14 protein-coding genes are annotated in these 16,929 nt (G+C 66.3%); 6 read left to right on the top strand and 8 right to left on the bottom strand.

The genetic code is table 11. The features are described 5' to 3' along the window. On the top strand, positions 1–891 hold the full coding sequence (locus F0U60_RS08515; RefSeq protein WP_395816389.1) for a hypothetical protein: 891 nt from the start codon (positions 1–3) through the stop codon (positions 889–891). Positions 892–995: 104 nt separating this feature from the next. Here the strand turns inward: F0U60_RS08515 and F0U60_RS08510 are convergent, their stop codons facing one another. Continuing rightward, the gene (locus F0U60_RS08510; protein WP_395816387.1) at positions 996–1,550 is read right to left on the bottom strand and encodes a YceI family protein; all 555 of its coding nucleotides are present in this window, start codon (positions 1,548–1,550) and stop codon (positions 996–998) included. Between the two features lie 320 nt (positions 1,551–1,870). On the opposite strand from F0U60_RS08510, the gene F0U60_RS08505 reads away from it, so the two are divergent. Further along, positions 1,871–2,668, top strand: a complete 798-nt coding sequence (locus F0U60_RS08505) for a hypothetical protein (RefSeq protein WP_395816384.1) — start codon at positions 1,871–1,873, stop codon at positions 2,666–2,668. Positions 2,669–2,830: 162 nt separating this feature from the next. Here the strand turns inward: F0U60_RS08505 and F0U60_RS08500 are convergent, their stop codons facing one another. Together F0U60_RS08500 and F0U60_RS08495 are read right to left on the bottom strand one after the other, a co-directional pair. Continuing rightward, the gene (locus F0U60_RS08500; RefSeq protein ID WP_395825136.1) at positions 2,831–3,586 is read right to left on the bottom strand and encodes a DUF5953 family protein; all 756 of its coding nucleotides are present in this window, start codon (positions 3,584–3,586) and stop codon (positions 2,831–2,833) included. Positions 3,587–3,590: 4 nt separating this feature from the next. Beyond that, on the bottom strand, positions 3,591–4,370 hold the full coding sequence (locus tag F0U60_RS08495; protein WP_395816380.1) for a DUF6310 domain-containing protein: 780 nt from the start codon (positions 4,368–4,370) through the stop codon (positions 3,591–3,593). Positions 4,371–4,867: 497 nt separating this feature from the next. On the opposite strand from F0U60_RS08495, the gene F0U60_RS08490 reads away from it, so the two are divergent. Then, positions 4,868–5,503, top strand: a complete 636-nt coding sequence (locus F0U60_RS08490) for an SDR family NAD(P)-dependent oxidoreductase (RefSeq protein ID WP_395816378.1) — start codon at positions 4,868–4,870, stop codon at positions 5,501–5,503. A 67-nt stretch (positions 5,504–5,570) separates the two neighbouring features. Here the strand turns inward: F0U60_RS08490 and F0U60_RS08485 are convergent, their stop codons facing one another. Both F0U60_RS08485 and F0U60_RS08480 read right to left on the bottom strand, forming a co-directional pair. Continuing rightward, positions 5,571–6,116 carry a hypothetical protein gene (locus F0U60_RS08485; RefSeq protein WP_395816376.1) on the bottom strand — a complete coding sequence of 182 codons (546 nt, stop codon included), beginning with the start codon at positions 6,114–6,116 and terminating at the stop codon, positions 5,571–5,573. Positions 6,117–6,220: 104 nt separating this feature from the next. Next, positions 6,221–6,445 carry a DUF2892 domain-containing protein gene (locus F0U60_RS08480; protein ID WP_395816373.1) on the bottom strand — a complete coding sequence of 75 codons (225 nt, stop codon included), beginning with the start codon at positions 6,443–6,445 and terminating at the stop codon, positions 6,221–6,223. A gap of 708 nt (positions 6,446–7,153) precedes the next feature. On the opposite strand from F0U60_RS08480, the gene F0U60_RS08475 reads away from it, so the two are divergent. Continuing rightward, complete coding sequence (locus F0U60_RS08475) at positions 7,154–8,218, top strand: Rpn family recombination-promoting nuclease/putative transposase (RefSeq protein ID WP_395816369.1); 1,065 nt, start codon at positions 7,154–7,156, stop codon at positions 8,216–8,218. Between the two features lie 186 nt (positions 8,219–8,404). On the opposite strand, the gene F0U60_RS08470 is transcribed toward F0U60_RS08475, so the two are convergent. Genes F0U60_RS08470 through F0U60_RS08460 form a run of 3 tightly spaced genes read right to left on the bottom strand, consistent with a single transcriptional unit; the run spans position 8,405 to position 12,794 of the window. Next, complete coding sequence (locus F0U60_RS08470; protein ID WP_395816366.1) at positions 8,405–9,616, bottom strand: hypothetical protein; 1,212 nt, start codon at positions 9,614–9,616, stop codon at positions 8,405–8,407. Between the two features lie 30 nt (positions 9,617–9,646). Then, on the bottom strand, positions 9,647–12,328 hold the full coding sequence (locus tag F0U60_RS08465) for an Ig-like domain-containing protein (RefSeq protein WP_395816363.1): 2,682 nt from the start codon (positions 12,326–12,328) through the stop codon (positions 9,647–9,649). A 4-nt stretch (positions 12,329–12,332) separates the two neighbouring features. Next, complete coding sequence (locus F0U60_RS08460) at positions 12,333–12,794, bottom strand: hypothetical protein (RefSeq protein WP_395816361.1); 462 nt, start codon at positions 12,792–12,794, stop codon at positions 12,333–12,335. A 204-nt stretch (positions 12,795–12,998) separates the two neighbouring features. On the opposite strand from F0U60_RS08460, the gene F0U60_RS08455 reads away from it, so the two are divergent. Together F0U60_RS08455 and F0U60_RS08450 are read left to right on the top strand one after the other, a co-directional pair. Then, on the top strand, positions 12,999–13,796 hold the full coding sequence (locus F0U60_RS08455) for a hypothetical protein (protein ID WP_395816358.1): 798 nt from the start codon (positions 12,999–13,001) through the stop codon (positions 13,794–13,796). A 367-nt stretch (positions 13,797–14,163) separates the two neighbouring features. Beyond that, entirely contained in the window at positions 14,164–16,857 is a 2,694-nt protein-coding gene (locus tag F0U60_RS08450; RefSeq protein ID WP_395816355.1) for a hypothetical protein, read from the top strand. The last annotated feature ends 72 nt before the right edge of the window (positions 16,858–16,929 follow it).

The following is a 16,929-nucleotide window of genomic DNA, read 5'->3' as shown; positions in this document are numbered from 1 at the left end:
ATGAAATGGCGCACGGTTCTCCCGGGCCTGCTCGGCATCCTCCTGCTGCCGCTGCCCTTGCTGGGGCTTGTCTACCTTGCCATGTCCCACCACGGCGCACGGCCCTCCCCGCCCGCGGGACACCTCCTCGTGCCCATGCTCGCGCCGCAGGTGCGTCAGAGCCTTCATACCTACGAGCAGGACTGCCGCACGGATGCGGATTGCGAGTCGCAGCTCCGCTGCTTCCACAACAAGCGGACGGGACGCCAGTACTGCACGGACAGCACGTGCGAGATCGACCAGGATTGTCCGGAGGACTTCGCCTGCAGAACCCTGAGAGCCAGCAACAAGGAGGACTTCATCCGCGCCTGTTCGCTGCAAGGCAGCCGCAAGGAGAGCGAGCTCTGCGAGGAGCTTCCCGCCCTTCTCGTAGACGGCTGTGAGAAGGGCCTCATCTGCTCGGGCTTCTGTGGCCGGCCCTGCCGTCTGGATGAGCCCTCCAGTTGTCCCGAGGGGTACGTCTGCAAGGAGGGGGATCACGCCCCCTCCTGCGTGCCCACCTGCGAGGGCCGCTCCTGCCCCGCTGGCCAGCGTTGCGTCTCCTTGATGGGAGGGCATGGCTCCGTCTGCATGACGGTCTACGGCCAGGACTGCGAGCTGAATCCTTGTCCCCAGGGGCTGCACTGCACCCGGAATACCTATACGTCAACCCCGGGACGCATCTGGATGCAGTGTCTGCGCCGATGTGGCCGGAGTACGCCTCCCTGCCCCGAAGACTCAGTCTGCTCCTTGTTCCAGTGCCGCAAGGCGTGCTCACCAGAGGGACCTCAGGTCTGTGAGCCGGGCTTCGCTTGTGGGCGTAACCAACCTGGCCAGCCGTGGGTGTGTCTACCCAGCACGCGGTCCGAGTAGCAGGGCGAGGTTGAAAGCGGGCTCAGGGACTTTTACGTATGCCGGGCAATGTGTAGACGCAGCAGATCTGCCCATCCCCGCGGAACAAGGCACCGCCCAGGCTTTCACGCCGCCTTCTCGGCGCCCTGCTGCGCCTTGACCGCCTGGAGCTCCAGGGTGATTTCCACCTTCTCGCCCACGAGGACACCGCCCGTCTCCAGCGCCTGGTTCCACTGCAAACCGAAGTCGCGGCGATCCACTGACGTCTTCGCCTCGAAGGCCGCCTTGACATTGCCCCAGGGGTCCTTGCCGATTCCGAGCTGCTCGGCCTCGAGCACCACCTCGCGGGTGACGTCGCGGATGGTCAGGTTGCCGGTCACCCGGAGGCCGTTGCCCGAGGACTTCTCCACCTTCGTGCTCTGGAAGGTGATGGCGGGGAACTTCTCCACGTCGAAGAAGTCCGCCGAGCGCAGGTGCGTGTCGCGCTGCTCGACACCGGTGTCGATGCTCGCCGTCTCGATGCGCACGGAGACCGACGAGGCAGTGATGTCCTGCTCATCCAGCGCCACCGTCCCGCTGTACGAGCGGAAGCTTCCGCGCACCTTCGCGATGACCATGTGGCGGACGGAGAAGTGGATGCCGGAGTGGGTCGTGTCGATGTTCCAGATTGCGTTAGCCATGTTCGTCTTCCTTTTCGGTGCGGCGTGTTTGACGTTGCTCAAGGTAGAGACAAACGGTGGCCTTGATTAGATGGGACGGGCTGGAAGAACCGTTCCACCCATGGAACAACGGCTCAGAGCACCAGCAGCGTCGCCCCACGACGAATCGTCCACCCCCTGCCCAAGACATTTCGTACGGGACACTTCGTCCGGAGGTCGAGCATGCACCTGGCGAGTAGGACGCCCCCGAGGCACCGAGCACCTCCTGGAAGAAGGGCTTGGCTCCATGCGAACAAGTGCCTCGGGCTTCAAGCAGACGTAGAGGCCAGAGAGGAGCACGCGTGGACGAGAAGAAGACTGAGGCGAGCAGCGAGGAGGAACTGGAGCAGGTGGGGCCGTACCGGCTCGAAGAGCAAGTCCCGCAGTCCGATGACAGTCAGGGAGAGCTCTACCTGGCCACGCACGAGACGAGCGGAGCCACAACCCTGGTGCTCAAGCCCTCCGAGGAGGACAAGGCGCCCCTGAAGGACTGGCGGGTGCTCTTCAGTTCCTCGACCTCGGCACGCTATGTCGCCATGGAGGTGGAGCAGACCCCCTGGGCCGTGTCCCCCGAGAAGCAATCGGTGGAGTCCCTGGTGTTCACCTTCGAGGGGGTGCTTGAGGGCATTCGCCGCATGGCCCGCGCCATTCCCTCTCCCGACGAGCCCCGCCCTCTCTTGCGCCTGGGGCTAAGCCTGGCGAGCGCCGCCGCGGTGTGTGCCCTGGTGTTTGCACTGTTGCATCTGGCCTCCGTGTCCCAACCGCCGAGCGGCCCGGAGCCCCTGGCGAGCACCCCGCCCGCCCTCACGAGCGACGAGGTGTCCACAGCAGCCGGGACTCCGGACCCCTTCTCCAGCGGTACGCTCGTGGACACCACGGACGCTGGAGAATCAGTGCTCGCCCGTCCGCTGCCGCGCGAGCCATTCAAAGGCCAGAAGCGCCCTCCCTGCACCCGCTACGCCGAGGTGGAACTCATCGGTGCTTGCTGGACGCCGCACAAGCTCAAGGCCCCGTGCCCGGACGTCCTCTACGAGTACCAAGGAGAGTGCTACGTGCCCGCCTTCAGCGCGAAACCACCGCCCCAGTCGCTCGGGCAGTGAGTGGCCCGGAGCCCCTCTCGACGGGCAAGACATTCCAATACGACGAGGTCACTTCGGGGGTGCGGTGGAAACCGTTCGTGCAACGGCAACTCGGGCGCGTGTCCAACTACTACGCAGTCCTCTGACACCTCCCCAGCTGCTCCCCGCGCGCTGTGCCGAACCTCAGGGTGCTGTGCGCCCGCCGATCTCCGGGAAGCGCTCGTAGGCCCGTTTGAGCGCGTCGAGGTGGGCGGGGTTGTCCAGGTCGAGCGGCGCATCCGTGAGCGGCACGACCCACCCACCCGATGGCGTGCGCCGCGCCCGCGAGAGCAGTTCCGCGTCGCGGGCCGGGTCCGGAAACCCGATGGCTTCTGCGGCAGCGGGCGACCAATAGTTCAGCCATCCGAGGCGATGCGGAATTTCTGGCGAACGGATTTTCTTGGGGAGATTGAGCGCTGGCAGTCCCCGGGGAGGGCGCGGAGGTCCTTCCAACGTGGGACTCGTCTGCTCTGCGATCTCCACAGCCGCGTTGAACGGCGTCGCGTGCCCCCAGAACGCGCGTGCGCCCTCCGCTACGGCGTCCAGTACATCCACTGCCGCAATGATGCCTGAAGCATCGAGTAGCAGCGTTGCACGGACTTCAAAATGCGGTGGGCTCCCTGCTGCAAGGCCATTCGGGTTTTCCGAGCCGGCAAGAGTCACGAGGTGCTCATCGTCATCGTTGCAGAGAAACGGAAATCCTCCGTCCGTGCTTTTTGCCGCGACCCATTCATCGCGGTAAGGCAATGGAATAAGGTCTTCCTTCCCGGAAGTAGTCCATCCCAGACGCAAGCCCGGAAGTGCACGTTCCATCCCGTGGATGATGGCGAGAGGTCGCTCATTGCCGTGCCAGAGCGCGGGTGCATAGACCGCAATACCAAGGTCGGTCGGAGCGCTCATCATCTCAGCACCAATCCATGACGAAAACCTTAAGGGTGGGATCCGCGCGCTTTAACGCGGTCTTGTGCGCTTCGCTGCGAACGCCGACAGCAAACTCGTAACCGCACTCCTCTGCAAGCCTGCGCTCTCGTTGTATCTCCGGTAGCTTCATTTCGATAAAAAATTGTTGAGAACGACGACTGTGCTTGTCAAATCCATCCGTCTTGACCTCCCACAGCATGCGCGTGGCCAGTTGCAGTGCGTCGAAGTTCTTCCCATTCACGTACACATCCCCACCGGGGAAGGTGTTGCCCGGCATCTTGTCGGCGCATTCGTTGTGCGGGTCATGCCCGCCGAGGTGGCGCGGCAATGGGATGGGCTTGCATCTCGGGTCATCTTCCTCCATGAGGGCGGACGCGGGCTGCTTCTGCGGCGAGGACTCCCGGGCCGGTGCCTTCGCACGAGGCTGGGTCTCCAGTTCCACCATGAGCTGCCGCGAGGCATCCGCCACATCCCGCAGCCGCGCCTCGTACTCCCGTTGAGCGTCCATCCACTCCGGGCGGCGGTCGATCTCCGCTGGGGCGGTGCTGGAGGGGTAGAGCAGGACGAGGGCCGCGAGCAACGGGCCCACCCGGGGGAGCACTTCCGCCAACGTCCTGGCACGGCCCGCTTGAGCAATACCCTCCGCTCCCCTCACCACCTTGGCGGCTTGCCCGCCCGCCTTCGTGGCAGTGGAGAAGCGCTCGAAAGCCCGTTCCGCTGCGGTGAGCTTGCGATCCAACGCCTCCCATTGACGCGGCTCCAAGTCACTACGCGCCCAAGATAGCAGCGCCCGGCCTGAGCCAAGTCCGTCTTTCCAATCTGTGATGGTGGCGGCACTGGGTCCATCGGTGCGGACACAAACCGGATGCTCGGGCCTGGGGAAGGAGTCGGAACGAAGGCGTAGGGCCTTGGCATCGCCGGAGCGGCGGGCGCGCTCGCGCAGGCGGCGAGAAGGAGCAGAAGGGCGCTACACATTCGCAGACGCATGACCGCGTCCTTTTAATCAAGCGTGGGTGCATAGGGTCAAGGCTGGCCCGCCTTGGATTATGCCAGTACGCCGTACCAGCTCGAAAAGCAGGTGCCACAGTCCGATGACAGCCAGGGCCGGTGCTCTTCAGATCCTCGACCTCGGCGCGCTATGTCGCCATGGAGGTGGAGCAGACACCCTGGTCCGTGTCCCCCGAGGGGTGCTTCGAGGGGGTTCGCCGCATGGCCCGCGCCATTCCCTTGGGAGCGCATAAGAGGGATATTCTCCGCTCCATGAATACTCTCGTGAATCGCACCGCCGTGGTGACAGGCGCGGCCAGTGGTATTGGCAAGGCGTTGGCTCACCGTCTCGCCAGGGAAGGCTGCCACCTGGCGCTGGTGGACATCGATGGAGAAGCCCTGGAGCGCGCCCGCGGCGAGTTCGCCAGCACCGGGCGGACGGTCTCCCTCCACGTCGCCAATGTCGCCGATCGCGCGCGAATGCTGGCTCTGCCCGAGGAAGTGCTCGCCGCCCACGGGCATGTGCATTTGCTTGTCAACAACGCGGGCGTGTCGGTGGCGGGCCGGTTCGAGGAGGTGGGACTCGAGGATCTGGATTGGATCTTCGGCGTGAACTTCTGGGGCATGGTCCATGGGTGCAAGGCATTCCTGCCGCATCTGCGGCGCGAGCCCGAGGCGCACATCGTCAACCTGTGCAGCTCCTTCGGGTTGCTGGGCTTCGCCGGCAAGACGGGCTACAGCGCCAGGCCGAGGCGCGCTTCATCACCGGCCGAGCCATTCCCACCGACCGGGTCGCGAGCCGCATCGTCCAAGGCATCCGGCGCAACTCCGCCCGGGTCCTCATCGGACTCGATTATCATCTCATCGATTGGCTGGCACGGTTGTCACCTGACCTGTCCCAGGAGGTGACAGCGCGGCTGTCCCAGCGGATGCCCTTCTGAGCCCAGGGCCACCAGCGTCGCCGCTTCCCAGGGCGTCAGCGCGTCCCGGGCTTCTGTCCTTGGCCAGCCCCAGCGTTGGGTGCCCCATCCGTGGCCCCGGAGCCCCCGGTCCCCTGGGCTTCGCGCTGGGCCTCCAGGGGCTTGAGTGCCTGTGCCATTCCCCTCTGGGACCAGGCGACGTGGTCGAGCATCACCAACATTTGGTCCGCCATGAGCTGCGTCATCTGGATGGCCTGGGCCGCGGTGTCGATAGGTCCGCCCTTCACTTCCGCGAGATCCTGACGGCGCTGACGAAGACGCTTGATCTCGGCCAGCGTCTGGTCCGCCCTGTGGTCAAGCGCCGCGGCGAGCGACTCCTGCCGCGCCGTGAGCTGCCGCGCGAGGTCGTCCGTGCGCTCGAGGGCTTTTGCCATCTGCCCAAGCTCCTCGCCGGGGAAGCGCCCCACGGCTTGCCGTACCTCTGCCAGGGCTCGAAGGGCGAAGAGTCCCGCGACGAGCATCAGCGCAAGGAACACCCCTTGGATGATGACGAGGACCGTCAACCGACGAACGACGGGGTCACTTCTCCGGGTCCCATCCATGTTGGCTCCTCCTCGAAGCTCGGGTTGGGGGTGACAGATGTCTGTGGACGCTCAAGCCATGGAACAAGCTGCTCAGCCGCAGGTCGTGCTCGACCCCTTGCTGGTCATCCCCATCCGGGTGCGTCCCGTCGCGTGTCGAGGCCCAGCATCCGGTTGAGGGGACACACCTGGGTGATGGCTGTCTCGGCGATGAGTGCGCCGCCCATCATCGCGACCAGTCCCGGAAGCCGCCCCTCGCGACCGCGCATCCGGAAGTAGCCCAGGGCCAGAAGCCCTGGACCGGCGATGCTGCGCAGGATGCGGTCCCAGCTGCCGACGTTCTCCTTCATGGCATGCCTCCTCAAGGAGACAGTGGGAGCTCCGGCCGGGAGGCGACAGAAGCATGCCTGCTGACGAGCGTCTCGTTGAGGGCTTCCAAGCCAAGCTCCAAGCAAGCAGGGCACGGCCCGTGTCCCCAAAGCAGGCCTCCCCTCTGCTCGGGCCTCGGGTTCCAACTCCTCCAACAATCCCATACTGGAAGCGGCGGGAGCCTCGACCGGTTGGTGCACAACGCCCATTGGCTCAAGCTCACGGGCGAGTCGGTGCGCAGCCCTGGCGGGAATTTGACCCGGGCCAAGAAGGGGGCGAAGTGAACCCCGGCCAGCGTCGCTGACGCTCCGACTGTTCCACATGGCCGGGACGGGTGTTCCACTTCGCCCGGAACGAGTGTTCCACTTCGCCGGAATACGCATCCCCGCGTGTGACCCTGTATATGCCCACCCCTTTGGGGCCCCCGTCACCTGGGCTTGGTAGTCCCGAGCCTGCCCCGGTTCGAGTGGACCTCCCCCACAAGTCGGCCACCGAGAAGGTGTCCACCGAGAAGGTGTCAGACGATTTGTACGAGACGATTTGTACGACTCGGGCAGGCCAGCTGGCGGACCCTCCCCGGAGAATGGCGTCTCGCCGACGAGACGAAGGGGGGCGAACACGGACGTACACGGCCTTCTGGCACCCAGCACGGTGCAATTGGCCCGCTCCGTGCTGGGGCGCCGTGCGCCATGCCCGGACCTCATGACCTCTTCGCCCGCTATACCTTTGGCCGCCCCGAGCGGGCGGAGGCCGAGCTGCGTGCCGTCCTGCCCGCCCATGTCGTCTCCGAGGTGGACTGGTCGAGTCTGCGCCTGGAGCCCAGCAGTGTGGTGGACCCAGAGCTGCGGGAGACCGAGAGCGATCTGCTTTTCTCTGCCCGCCTGCGTACGGGCCGCTCATTGCTGCTGTATGTGCTGCTGGAGCACCAGTCCACTGTGGACAGGTGGATGGCGCTGAGGATGCTGCGCTACGTGGTTCGCCAGGTGGAGCGCTGGCGCCAGGAGCACCCGGAGCGCTCACTGTTGCCGGTCATCATCCCGCTGGTGATGTACCACGGGCCGGAGGGGGCCTGGACTGCGCCGCGGCGGGTGGAGGACCTGTTCGAACTGCCTGGGGAAATAGAGGAGGAACGGAAGCGCTGGCGAGCGCTGGTGCCAAGCTTCGAATACCTGCTCGATGACCTGACGGCCGAGCGAGAAGAGGCACTGAAAGCACGGCCCGGTCCTCCGCTAGCCCGGCTGGCGTGGTTGGTGCTGCGCTACGGGCGTACCGAGGAACTGGCGCGGAAGCTGCCGGAGTGGGTGAGCCTCTTCGCCCAAGTGCATGCGGCTCCGGAGGGCGCCGAACACCTGGTGGTGGTCATTCGTTACCTGTTGTGGACTGGGGACAAGGCCGTCCACGACGCCGCGGGGCAGGTGCTACATTCAGTCTTGGATGAGCAACGAGCGGAGGAGTTGATGCGGAGCTATGGCGAGGAACTCATCGAGCAGGGACGCCAACAGGGCCTGGAGAAGGGATTGGCACGAGGCAGGGAGGAGGGTCTGGCGCGGGGACTGAGCCGAGGACGTGCCGAGGACATCCTGCGGATTCTCACCCGACGGGGGGTTCACGTGGACGAAGGAGCCCGGCAGCGCATCCTCGACTGCACAGACATGGACACGCTCGACAGCTGGTTCGACCGGGCCCTCCAGGCCACGACCCTCTCCGAGGTGTTGGACGGTGGGGCACACGCGTCTCGACGGAAGGATTCGTGACACGCCCTCCGCTCGCGTGCTTCTGACAGGGAGGCGGCGGAAATCGAACCCGTAGACGAGGCGATGGAAAACCCCAAGCAGGACGCGCAAGAGAGAGGGAGGCTGCGGTCCGGGAGCGGTTTGGACCAACTGGTCCGCTTGTGTCATACCAGTTCGCGCGCACTCCACCGCCAGCGGGGCTGCCCTTCAGCGGGGCTTTGTCGTCCGAGGTGGAAGCCGTCGCCTCCACAGCACCCAGGGCCCCAGGAGCATCGCGAAACCTCCCGTGGCCGCCGAGCACCCGAGGTCCATTGTCCATGGGCCCGCCGCCTCATCGCCATCCGGTGGCTCCCCAGGGCTGCCGGTTCCTTCCACCGTGAGCGTGGCTGGCAGGAAGTCCGGATGGGACGCTCGCAGCGTGGCCAGCCCACCGGCGCCGCTCGGGCGGAAGTACACCCGCCGCTCGGAGGTGCCCGCGGGAAGGCGCACCGCTCCCACCGCAGCATCCTTGCAACCCGCGTTCGCGTGGAAGCTCCCGCTCCCCTGCTGGATGCCGAGTGTCACGGGCACTTCGTACGGTGCGGGCGCGAGCGCACCTTCGGAGGAGGCTCGCAGCGACACCGCCACGGCGATGCAGCCGGACCTCGCCTCCTGCAGCCGCAACTCCAAACGGCTGGCCATGGGCGAGGCGCTCACCCGCACATCATCCACGTCGATGGAGCCGACGAAGCTCCCGGTGTCCGTCCACGGCTCGCCCACCCGGAGTTGCTCCAGCTGATAGGCCTCGTCCTGCCAGTCGAGCCCGGAGAGGGAGCCGACCTCAATGCCATCCAGCCAGAGCCAGGCCTGTCCGGCAGGGCTTCCCAGCCCTCGGGCACCAAACTCGACCAGGTACCAGCGGTCTTCCTGCACCGGTTCCGTCGTCGGCGTCCGCCGGCTGACGTACTGCCGGCCCGAGCCATTCCTCACGGCCAGCTCCCAGACGGGGTCCTGCCGGGCGATCCGCAGCTCCACCAGCGCCGGAAGCGCCTGGACGAGCACCACATCCCCGGAGGTACTGACCGAGCGAAGGCGCAGCCACGTCCGGAAGAAGAACGACGACGTCAGGGCGGGCCTTGCCACATCGGCGCTCGCCTGGAAGGCCGTGGTGCTGGAGCGGTCCGTCAGCAGCAGTCCGAACAGCCCCCGGTGCGCGGCGGCTGCATCGCTGACGAGGGTGTTGGAGCTACTGACAGGGGTTTCGTCCCAGCGGCCCGGGGGAGAATCCGACGAGCGCAGGGTTCCCGTCTCGAAGTCATCCGAGAACCAGTCCTCAGCGGCGCCAGGCACCGGCAGCAGGAGCATGAAGCCCCCCAGCACGGTGCCCAGCATCTTCCGTGTAGCCCTTCCCGCGAGCATGCTGGCGAAGTGTAGCAGCATGGCTCGCGGCAAGGGCGTGCTCGGGGGAGCCTAGCGGAGCGCCGTGAGGTCCACGCGGTCCGCGGTGATGACGTATCCGGACGAGCTGGCGTTCTTGCGGCCGGAGACGGTGACCTTGAGGGTATGGGAGCCCGCGCTCAGCACGGGGCTGGTCCACAGCAGCTTCTGCTCCTGGCGGGTGGCGGAGTAGAAGTCCACGTCCACCGCCGCGCCGTTGTCCACCGACACCGAGGCGATGCCGTGGTGCGAGGCCACCGAGCCGTACAGCTTCGCCTGCGTGCCGGAGAAGCGCACCACATAGGAGGAGCCCGTGGTGTTCGAGAAGTGGTCATCGCTCTGGAACTTGCCAGTGCCCGTGCCCGCCTCCCAGGTGCCGGTGTACTCGAACTGCTCCTGCCCCGTGCCCACCACTCCGTCATTGAGCTGCACCACCACGGTCTGAGCAGAGGCCGTCACCGTGACGGTGGCGCTCGTGCCCACGTTGCCGGCGGCATCCACCGCCTTGGCCACCAGCGCGTGCTGGCCCGCGGTGGCGCTCCAGGTGAAGGAGTAGGGCGAGGAGTCATCCTCGGCCAGCTTCGCCCCGTCCACCCACAACTCCACCTTCGCCACGCCCATGTTGTCGCTGGCGGAGGCCTGCACCGTCACGCTGCCCACGGCCACGGTGCCACCGGTGGGCTGGGTGATGCTCACGCTGGGAGCGGTGGTATCGCCGCCCTGCGTCGCCCGTGTCAGGTCCACGCGGTCCGCGGTGATGACGTATCCGGACGAGCTGGCGTTCTTGCGGCCGGAGACGGTGACCTTGAGGGTATGGGAGCCCGCGCTCAGCACGGGGCTGGTCCACAGCAGCTTCTGCTCCTGGCGGGTGGCGGAGTAGAAGTCCACGTCCACCGCCGCGCCGTTGTCCACCGACACCGAGGCGATGCCGTGGTGCGAGGCCACCGAGCCGTACAGCTTCGCCTGCGTGCCGGAGAAGCGCACCACATAGGAGGAGCCCGTGGTGTTCGAGAAGTGGTCATCGCTCTGGAACTTGCCAGTGCCGGTACCCGCCTCCCAGGTTCCGGTGTACTCGAACTGCTCCTGGCCCGTGCCCACCACTCCGTCATTGAGCTGCACCGAGTCTCCCGTGGGAGGCGGAGGCACCGACGCCAGCGGGTAGTCACGGATCATCGGGAGCATCGGATCGTTCGGCCCGAAGTTGAGCTCGCAGCCGGTGACGTTCGTCGCCTGCCACGTCCACACGAAGACGCCCGCCGCTCCGCCCGCGAGGTACTGCTGGAACTTCTGGCGCATGGCGTCCCGGCGCTGGGTGCGGTTCGTCCGGCAGCCGCTGTCGGCGGCGTTGATACCCGTCTCTCCGACGATGAGCGGCTTGTTCAGCGCGTTCATCGCGTTGATGGCGGGCGCGAAGTGCGGCGAGACGATGGTGTTGCCGTTGTTGTAGTCGTAGTCGTACTCGTGGAGGCTCCCCACGTCCACGTTCGGCACGTCGTGGATGAACTGGAACCCGGACTGGCCTCCGTACGCCCACGGCGCCCACGAGCCCGAGCTGATCAGGTGGTTCGGATCGATCTGCTTGATGATCGTGCTGACGTCGTTGAAGAAGGCCTTCAGGGTGGTGATGTTGCCGGCGTCATCCGGCTCGTTGATCAGCTCCCACATGCCCACGGCGGGCGAGTTCGCGAAGCGGGTGACGACCTGCTTCACCCAGGGCACATAGTGGGTCTTGTACCCGCTGGAGTACCACGAGCTCTGCTTGCCGCTGCCGTCCGAGCCGTTGTAGCCGTCCCACTCGCCGCAGTAGCTGCGCCCATCAGCCAGGGTGAGGATCAGCTTCTGGTTGTACTTCTCGGCCGCGGCCACCACCCGCTCCAGGTTCGCCAGGCCCTGAGGCTTGAACGCCCAGGCGCGGGTGAGCCCGTTGGGTCGCAGCCCGGCGAAGAACGCTTCGAGTTGCGCGTCGTTGGGCGCCGCGCCGCAGCCCGTCAGCGGGAAGGCGTTCACGCCCACCATCTGGTACGGCGCGCCATTGAGGTACAGCTGCTTGCCCTGACGGTAGAGGAAGTTGGCCGGCGCCAGCGCGCTCGTGCCCGTGCTCGTGGGGAGCCCCTCCTCGCGCTCCTCCAGGGGCGCGTTGCACGCGGCCAGGAGGGACAACACGAGGAGTCCAGTCAGTCGATGGCGGATGGAAAGGGTATGCATGCGTTGCTTTCGGATGAGGAAAAGGACCTCGCGGTCTTGCGCGGGCCTAGAGCAACCGCAGTGCCATCTCCGCACTTCAGGAATTTCGAGGACTTGTGGTGTTCCCTGTTCGCTCCCTGTCCTCTCCTCAGGACAGGACCTGTTCACTCGAGTGGACAGGTACGGGCTGCGCGTGCTCTGCCAGGGATTGCCGAACACAAACGTCTTGAAGACGGCCGCCACCGAGTCCGCGCGATGCCACCCGCTCTGAGCTTGGAGGAACGCCAGCGGCGAGCCCGAGGCCAGGTACTCGAACGCGAGGAAGCTCAGCGCCCCGAGCGCCCCGAGCGCTCCCACGATGAGCAAGGCGCGCAGCCTCCGTGCCCCGCCCTCCTCCCGAGAGGCAGCCAGCAGAGCCGTAGCCGCCACCACGAAGGCGCCCTGGTTGCGCGTCAGCACGCACAGCCCCGCGAACACGCCCGCCCACCCGGGCCGACGACTCGCACCGGAGAACAGCGCGAGCCCCGACAATTCGTCACTCGTGACCAGGGCCCAGTCTGGCGCCCACGCCTTCGCCAGCGCGCACATCACGCCCGCGACGACTGCGCGGCAGTCGAATCGTGCTCATGTCGCAGTTGTAGAACCGGCAGGCGTCGAGCCGCGCCTCCGAGAAGTCGCAGTCAGCAATCCCACCGATCCGCCACTTATCGAGATCGTCCTCGCGAAAACCGAAGTCATTGCCGGTAAACCGGCCCTTGAAGCGGCACCCCCTGAAATTCATCCGAGCCCAGCGCCTGTTCTTCAACTCGCCCTTCGCCTCGATGGTGCAGTCGATGAACTGCCCCGACATCAAGGTGAGCCAGCGCGAGGCCACGCTGATGACAAGGGTACAGTTGCGCAGCGTGAGGTTGGGCCCGAGCCAGTAAAGCGCGCCCTTTGGCAGTTCCAATCGCTCGCCTACGATCTCTCGATCCTTGTAGTGAATGTTTGGAGTCACGCGGCCCTCAGAAGAAGATCATGCCGAATCGTCAGTATCCCTGACCAGGACATTTCGTACGGGACACTTCGTCCGGAGGTCGAGCGTGCACCTGGCAAGTAGGACGCCCCCGCGGCACCGAGTACCTCCTGGAAGAAGGGCTCGGCTCCATGCGAACAAGCGCCTCGGGCTTCAAGCAGGCATAGAGGCCAGAGAGGAGCACGCGTGGACGAGAAGAAGACCGAGGCGAGCAGCGAGGAGGAGTTGGAGCAGGTGGGGCCGTACCGGCTCGAAGAGCAAGTCCCGCAGTCCGATGACAGTCAGGGAGAGCTCTACCTGGCCACGCACGAGACGAGCGAAGCCACAACCCTGGTGCTCAAGCCCTCCGAGGAGGACAAGGCGCCCCTGAAGGACTGGCGGGTGCTCTTCAGTTCCTCGACCTCGGCACGCTATGTCGCCATGGAGGTAGAGCAGACACCCTGGGCCGTGTCCCCCGAGAAGCAATCGGTGGAGTCCCTGGTGTTCACCTTCGAGGGGGTGCTCGAGGGCGTTCGCCGCATGGCCCGCGCCATTCCCTCTCCCGACGAGCCCCGCCCTCTCTTGCGCCTGGGGCTGAGCCTGGCGAGCGCCGCCGCGGTGTGTGCCCTGGTGTTCGCGCTGTTGCATCTGGCCTCCGTGTCCCAACCGCCGAGCGACCCGGAGCCCCTGGCGAGCACCCCGCCCGCCCTCACGAGCGACGAGGTGTCCACGGTAGCCGGGACTCCGGACCCCTTCTCCAGCGGGACGCTCGTGGACACCTCGGACGCGGGAGAATCCGTACTCGCCCGTCCGCTGCCGCGCGAGCCATTCAAAGGCCAGAAGCGCCCTCCCTGCACCCGCTACGCCGAGGTGGAAATCATTGGTGCTTGCTGGACGCCTCACGAGTTGAAAGCCCCGTGCCCGGACGTGCTCTACGAATACCAAGGCAAGTGCTACGTGCCCGCCTTTAGCGCGAAGCCACCGCCCCAGTCGCTCGGGCAGTGAGTGGCCCGGAGCCACGAGCCAACGGGCAAGACATTCCAACACGACGAGAGCCCTTCGGTTGAAACACCCTCCAGGTGGAGGCCAAGAAGGTCTTCTGGATCAACGTGATCGGAGGAGCTGGCGCACCTGACAGCCCCCGACGGGGGCGTGCCATTCCGGAGCACCTGGCGCAACCATCCCTTTCCTCTCCGCACCAGCACCCCCCCAACAGGCCCCCCATGCGTCCTACACGTAGAGCAGCGGATGGAGGTCGGGAACCGCCCCTCAGGGTGTTCAGATTGCTTTTTTGGGACGCGGGCCGGGCTGTTCCCTCTTTATCCGGAAAATAGCCCGAGGCAGCCCTCTGCCGCCCCAAGGAGTGATGGAAATGAGACCGCCTGATCCCTTGAAGTCCGCTGTTGCCCCTCGTCCCGCCGTCCAGCCCGCCGCGAAGGACTCCCGCCCTGCTCCCGCTCAGGCCAACCCCGCGCCACCCGCCCCACCGAAGGTGTACCGGGATGGATTCGAGCCCGCGGAGAAGCCGGGCAACTCTTCAAAGGCCAAGACAAAGGACGCGCAGCCCCCAGCCACATCGCTGCTGACGGAGGATGCCGGGGACGGCCAGGAGAACTGCCTGGACCGTGCGGCCGACTGGGCGAAGAAGGCCACTCCGGAGCTCCGGGCCCGCTCGGAGTTCGTATTCCTGAAGGACCAGCGTCCCGGCGCGGAGGGGCAGTCCGGGCACGTGGTGGTCCGTCAGGGAGAGCGCGTGCTCGATCCGGGCACCGGCAAGAGCTACGACTCGCTGGACGCCTACCTGCGCGAGAAGCCGGAGTACCAGGAGGCGGGCCGGCTGTCGGCCACCTCCGCCACGCGTATCTTCGACACGCCCGCCGGCTCCCCCGAGCGCGCCGCGGCGGTGGCGCGCGAGAAGGTCTCTCCGGAGCTCCAGAGGATGATAGTGGCGGACCCGAATACCAGCGGCGCCACTGCCTCCACGAGCCCGCGCAAGCTCAACCCCGCCTCCGTGGAGCAGGCCAACAAGGACTTCGAGGCGGTGGTCAACAGCGGCAACCTGCAGTTCCTGGCCTTCGAGGTGCGCAACAAGCTCCAGGCGCACGCGAACGATCCCGACTACCAGGCGCAGTTCATCGCCCGGCTGAGCAAGACCGATTCCGATCACCGGCTCAGCGTCCTGAACAGCATCATCGGCGGCAAGGCAGAGAACGGGAGCATCCCGGGTCCGTTCACCAAGACACCTGCCGGACAGTACACCGGCGACTGGGAGGAGTCCGACCGGCAGCTCTTCACCAACGCGCTGAAAGCGGCGCGCGACGCGGGGGTCTTCACCGAGGCGGATATGCAGTCGGGCGTGGCCTGGGCGCCCGAGCAGTGGAAGGACATTGCCTCGCGCATGGGGGTCGGGCTGACGAGCCGCTCCTCCGAGGCGGACGCGGCGACGAAGAAGCTCACGGATGCCACCGAGGCGTTCGAGGATGCATCGGCCGATGCCAAGAAGAAGGACGAGGAGCTGGCCAGGCAGTTGGCGGACTTCGGGCCCTCGCTGACGGAGAAGCAGCGCGAGACGTACATCAAGGCCTTCCAGGAGCACCCGAGCAACAAGAAGGCCTACGAGGAGAAGGAGAAGGCGGCGGCGGAGCTGGCGAAGGTCCTCAAGGACAATGCCCCCGCGCTCGAGAACGCGGCCGTCACCGCCCCCACCGACGCGGGGCAGTTGCAGAAGTCCCTGGAGTTGCTCGCGGACAGCGGTCAGGCGGAGACCGCTGTGGACATGGCCGGGCGGCTCGTGCAGGACCCGAACTCAGTCACGGCGCAGGTCTTCGGCGCGCGTAAGGGGTTCCCGAACAAGGTGCTGGAGAACGGGCTGCCGCGCCTGGGCAGCAAGCTGCTCGCCGAGGCGAAGGACTCGAAGGACGCCCTCAAGCAGTTCGAGGAGCGCATGAAGCCCTTCAAGACCGCGCTGGAGGGCAAGGATGGCTACTCCGACCTGATGAACGGCCTGGAGGCCATCAAGATCGCGGAGAGCGGTGACTTCGACCGCACGAAGCAGCTGGTGAGCGACTTCAAATCGGCGGGGCCCCTGGGCCACTCCTTCGCGGCGACGGCCCTCGTGTTCGGAGCCGTGTCCGCGGTGAACGCCGGACGCGAGGGCGAGTACCAGACGATGATCAAGGAGATGTCGAGCACGCTCAAGAACACGCTGAACATCGTGGCGGGCGCCAGCGGAGCCCTGTCGGATACCGCCATGCTGGCCCGTTTCGGCGTCGATTCGGCCCAGACCAATCGGCTCGCGTCGTTCGCCACCCGGCTGGCTCCGGGTTTTGGGCTGTTGGCCACGAGCACCTCACTGGCGCTGCGCGCCAAGGATCTGCAGGAGAAAGCAGATCCCGGGCTCGTGATAGCGATGGTGGGGGATGTCGTGGGCGTGCTGGGCGCGCTCGTCGAGACGATACCGGGGGGGCAGGCTCCGGGCCTGCTGGTCAGCGGTGCGGGGGCGCTCATCACCGCGGCGGGTGAGGGGCTCAGCGCGCTGGGCAACAGCCGCGAGCGGAACCAACAGCAGAACGAATTCCTCAAGAAGGCGGGGCTCTCACCGGAGGCCATCAACGTGTTGACGACGGCTCAGGGGGACATGGTGAGGCAACTCGCCGAGGGACTCGAGATTCCTCCCGAGGACATCCAGAAGCTCGCCACCCTCTGCCCGGAGTTGGTGTCCGCACGGACCGACCTGGGTACCGGCCAGGGGGAGGTTCCGCTGCACAACCTGGTGGAGCTGCTGAAGGCGGGCGGAATCAAAAAGTCCGAAGCGACGAAGCTCCTTCTCTCGCTGGGCAAGGGCGCACCCGATGAAGGCAAGGCCATCGTCAACAATCTGCATGCACTGAACAGGATGATTGACAGGGTCTGCCAGGAGATCATTCCCCGCGAGCAGGGCACCGGGGCGTACTTCATCCCCAAGAGCGCGGAGGACTGGGCGCGTGTGATGGCGCACGTGCGGAAGGAGGCGAATGACGAGATGCGGCCCTTCATCGACACGGTGAAGAAGAGCCTCGCCTCGTAGGTGGATGCGCCCGGGCCGCGCAAGCTGGAGTGGATGTCACGTCTGAATCACTTCCAGGTGACGCATGGGCGC

This window comes from Archangium minus (assembly GCF_044360475.1).
GTDB lineage: Bacteria > Myxococcota > Myxococcia > Myxococcales > Myxococcaceae > Archangium > Archangium minus.
This window is presented reverse-complemented; position numbering and strand designations above follow the sequence as displayed.

Bases quoted from the DNA above. Each gene is read 5' to 3' on its own strand.
- F0U60_RS08515 (WP_395816389.1), top strand. From the start codon at position 1: ATGAAATGGCGCACGGTTCTCCCGGGCCTGCTCGGCATCCTCCTGCTG.
- F0U60_RS08510 (WP_395816387.1), bottom strand. From the start codon at position 1,550: ATGGCTAACGCAATCTGGAACATCGACACGACCCACTCCGGCATCCAC.
- F0U60_RS08500 (WP_395825136.1), bottom strand. From the start codon at position 3,586: ATGAGCGCTCCGACCGACCTTGGTATTGCGGTCTATGCACCCGCGCTC.
- F0U60_RS08490 (WP_395816378.1), top strand. From the start codon at position 4,868: ATGAATACTCTCGTGAATCGCACCGCCGTGGTGACAGGCGCGGCCAGT.
- F0U60_RS08485 (WP_395816376.1), bottom strand. From the start codon at position 6,116: ATGGATGGGACCCGGAGAAGTGACCCCGTCGTTCGTCGGTTGACGGTC.
- F0U60_RS08480 (WP_395816373.1), bottom strand. From the start codon at position 6,445: ATGAAGGAGAACGTCGGCAGCTGGGACCGCATCCTGCGCAGCATCGCC.
- F0U60_RS08475 (WP_395816369.1), top strand. From the start codon at position 7,154: ATGCCCGGACCTCATGACCTCTTCGCCCGCTATACCTTTGGCCGCCCC.
- F0U60_RS08470 (WP_395816366.1), bottom strand. From the start codon at position 9,616: ATGCTGCTACACTTCGCCAGCATGCTCGCGGGAAGGGCTACACGGAAG.
- F0U60_RS08450 (WP_395816355.1), top strand. From the start codon at position 14,164: ATGAGACCGCCTGATCCCTTGAAGTCCGCTGTTGCCCCTCGTCCCGCC.